The 3,237-nt window shown below is 72.1% G+C and carries 4 protein-coding genes and 1 pseudogene; 4 read left to right on the forward strand and 1 reads right to left on the reverse strand.

Features of this window, described 5'->3' with window-relative positions:
• The first annotated feature begins 319 nt into the window (after positions 1–319).
• Positions 320–601 carry a hypothetical protein gene (locus AB0M20_RS34250; protein ID WP_364304496.1) on the forward strand — a complete coding sequence of 94 codons (282 nt, stop codon included), beginning with the start codon at positions 320–322 and terminating at the stop codon, positions 599–601.
• Between the two features lie 70 nt (positions 602–671).
• Positions 672–1,499 (forward strand): aminoglycoside phosphotransferase family protein, encoded by an 828-nt coding sequence (locus tag AB0M20_RS34255; protein WP_364304497.1) that lies wholly within the window; start codon positions 672–674, stop codon positions 1,497–1,499.
• On the opposite strand, the gene AB0M20_RS34260 is transcribed toward AB0M20_RS34255, so the two are convergent.
• Positions 1,484–2,053 carry a dihydrofolate reductase family protein gene (locus AB0M20_RS34260; RefSeq protein WP_364304499.1) on the reverse strand — a complete coding sequence of 190 codons (570 nt, stop codon included), beginning with the start codon at positions 2,051–2,053 and terminating at the stop codon, positions 1,484–1,486. The two genes, AB0M20_RS34255 and AB0M20_RS34260, sit on opposite strands and share 16 nt — an antisense overlap.
• 83 nt (positions 2,054–2,136) lie before the next feature.
• Between AB0M20_RS34260 and AB0M20_RS34265 the strand changes: the two genes are divergently transcribed.
• Positions 2,137–3,072 carry a class I SAM-dependent methyltransferase gene (locus tag AB0M20_RS34265; protein ID WP_364304500.1) on the forward strand — a complete coding sequence of 312 codons (936 nt, stop codon included), beginning with the start codon at positions 2,137–2,139 and terminating at the stop codon, positions 3,070–3,072.
• A pseudogene (locus AB0M20_RS34270) lies at positions 3,069–3,237 on the forward strand (carboxylate--amine ligase); the annotation flags it as partial. The gene AB0M20_RS34265 and the pseudogene AB0M20_RS34270, both read left to right, overlap by 4 nt.

Below are 3,237 nucleotides of genomic sequence, written 5' to 3' on the forward strand. Positions count from 1 at the left end.
CCGGCATCGCCGAGCGGTTGATGGACACCGGATACCTGCGCATCGACGGGACCGGCCTGTTGTCGAACGACACCTACGCGGCCGGCGACCAGATCACCGGCATCACCGAGGGCGAGCCGGGCACCGTGTCGCTGCGTGTCGGGCGCGACGAGCTCTACCGGGTGGCGGTCTGACCGCGCCGCCCCGCCGCGTCACCCCCGAGACGCTGGGCGCCTGGCTGCTCAAGGGCAACGCGGACCACGCCGACCTGCTGGGCCGGTTCGCCGCCGACCCCCGGGTGACGCGATGGTGCGTGCAGCCAAGTTACCGCACCGCTCTCATGCGGGCGGGCCAGCCGGTGCTGTTCTGGGCCAGCGGGAGCCGCCGGCGCGACGTCGCCTACGGCGTCTGGGGTCTCGGGCGGCTGACCGGCCCGGCCGTCGACGGGAGTGTGCCGCTCGACCTGACGATCGGCGACCGCGCCGCGTGGCTGAGCCGGGAGCTGCTGAGAACGATCCCCGCTCTGCGCGACCTCGAGGTGTTGCGTCAGCCGCAGGCGGCCAACCCGTCGTTCGTCACCGTCGCCGAGTTCGAGACCATCGCGCAGCTCTGGCGGCGGTAAAGGCGCACCCCGCCGGCCGGCGACTTGCTAAGGTGCCCCGGTTTCACCGCTTCACGGAGAGGACCGGGCAATGGACGCGTCGGAGGCTTCACGGGCGGTGGCGGCGGCCATGTCGATCGCCTCGTCGCTGGGCCGACCGGCCGATGAGGCGATCGTCCTGCAGAACTCGAACAAGCTCGCGCTGCGGCTGCTGCCATCCGACGTCATGGCCAGGGTGGCGCCGGTGGCGCAGCAGGGTGCGCAGTTCGAGGTCGACCTCGCCCGGCGGCTGGCCGGATCCGGGTGCCCGGTGGCCGCCCTGGAGGATCCGCTGGTCCACGAGAGTGACGGCTTCACGGTCACGCTGTGGACGTACTACGAATCCGTGGAAGGCGGGGTCTCACCGGCCGCGTACGCCGAGGCGCTCCAGCGGCTGCACGCCGGCATGCGCGAGGTCGACCTCCCGACGCCGCACTTCACCGATCGGGTCGAGGAGGCGCAACAACTCGTGGCCAGCCGCGACCGGTCCCCGGCGCTCCCCGACGCGGAACGCCGGCTGCTCGGCGACACGCTCCGGGACATGCGACGGGCGATCAGCGGGCGCGGCCGCCCCGATCAGCTGCTGCACGGCGAGCCGCACCCGGGCAACCTGCTGGCCACCGAGCGCGGTCCGGTGTTCATCGACCTCGAGACGTGTTGCCGCGGACCCGTCGAGTTCGACCTAGCCCATGCGCCCGACGACGTCGCGGACCACTATCCGGGTGTCGACCGGGACCTGCTGCGCGAGTGCCGGATCCTCGTCCTGGCGATGATCATCGCCTGGCGCTGGGATCGCGACGACCAGCTCCCCGACGGCCGCCGGCTGGGCGCCGAGTGGTTCGACCAGATGCGCGCACAGCTAGGTCACGATCGCGCGTAGTGCAGCACGACCACGCCGTCGTCGAGGGGACGCGCGGAGAGCAGGGTCAGTCCGGTCGGGTTGAAGTCGCCGCGGAACATCGGGATGCCGTTGCCGGCGAGGACCGGGTTGACCTTGACGATCACCTCGTCCACCTCGGGCAGCAGCTGTGCGGCGAGGTCTCCCCCGCCGCACAGCCAGATGTTCAGCCCGTCCTCGAGCTTGAGGCGCCGCACCAGCTCGACCGGGTCACCGGAGACGATCTCCACCTCGGGCTCCGGCGCGGGCTTGGCGGTGCGGCTGAAGACGTACTGCTTCAGGTGGGCGTACGGGCTGGTGACGCCGATCGCCCGGCCGGGCTCGTAGGTGCCCCGGCCCATCACCAGCGTGTCGAAGACCCGGTTCGGCGCGTCCAGCCCGAGGTGTGCGCGGACGTGCGTCGGCAGGGTTTCCGGGAACTCCGCGGCGACGAAGTCCAGCAAGGCGGGCTCGAGCGGGAAGAAGCCGAAGTCTCCGCCGGGGTCGGCGATGAACCCGTCGACCGTCGACGCGATGAAGTAGATCAGTTTTCGCACGACCCGAGAATATGGGACGGATTCCTGGGAAAGCGGCGGCCATGACGACGACAGGCACCGCCCCGGTGCGTGTACCCGGGGCCATGTCCGCCGCCGATGAAGCGCTCGTGCGCCTCGGCAGCCTGCTCAAGGAGCAGGGCTACAGCTTCACCACCGTCACCCCGGCCACGCATCAGCGCGTCAACGACCGTCCCGGCAACGCCTGGGCGCACGACCTGCGCGACGTGTTCGGCTGGAGCCGGCCGTTCCGCGCGGGGGTGCTGCCACCGCAGCTGCTGGGGCTGCTGGAGGAGGCGGGCGCCGTGCGGCGCGAGGGCGAGGCGATGCGCAGCATGGTCCGCTTCTCCACGTACGACGACGAACTGTTCGTGCACTCGGCGTTCCCGACCGTGGCGGCCGACGCGGTGTTCTTCGGCCCGGACACCTACCGGATGGCCGACGCCGCCTCCGCCTGCCTGGCCGCGCGGACCGCGCCGGTGCGCCGCGCGGTCGACATCGGCTGCGGCACCGGCGCCGGGGCGATCGCGGTGGCCAAGCGCCGGCCGGACGCGGACGTCCTGGCGATCGACATCAACGACACCGCCCTGCGCTACGCCCGGGTCAACGCCGCCCTCGCCGGCACCGGCCGGGTGTTTCCCTGCCGCAGCGACCTGCTCAGCGATGTGCCCGGCCGCTTCGATCTGATCATCTCCAACCCGCCGTTCATGCGGGACCCGATGGGGCGCACCTACCGCGATGGCGGCGGCGCGGGCGGCGACCAGCTGACGCTGGCCGTGCTGGACGCGGCGATCGAGCGGCTCGCGCCCGGCGGCACGCTGGTGCTGTTCAGCGGGACCGGGATCGTCGCGGGCGAGGACCCGCTGCGCGCGGCCTTCGAGAAGCGCCTGGCGGGCACCGACCTCGGGTGGGCCTATCGTGAGGTGGACCCCGACGTCTACGACGAGGAGCTGGACACCGAGGTGTACGCGGATGCGGAGCGGATCGCGGTGGTGGTGCTGACCGCCGACCGGCCGCGGTGACGACGACGATCGGGGTCGAGGAGGAGTTCCTGCTGCTCGACCCGGACACCGGTGTGAACGCTCCGGTGGCCGAGAAGGCGCTCGCCGCCCTCTCGGCGCAGGGGCGTGAGCTGAGCCGCCTGGAGTTCCGGCACAGCATGCTCGAGATGGCCACCCCGGTGTGCG

Origin of the sequence: Actinoplanes sp. NPDC051633 (assembly GCF_040681735.1) — a bacterium.
Lineage (GTDB): Bacteria > Actinomycetota > Actinomycetes > Mycobacteriales > Micromonosporaceae > Actinoplanes.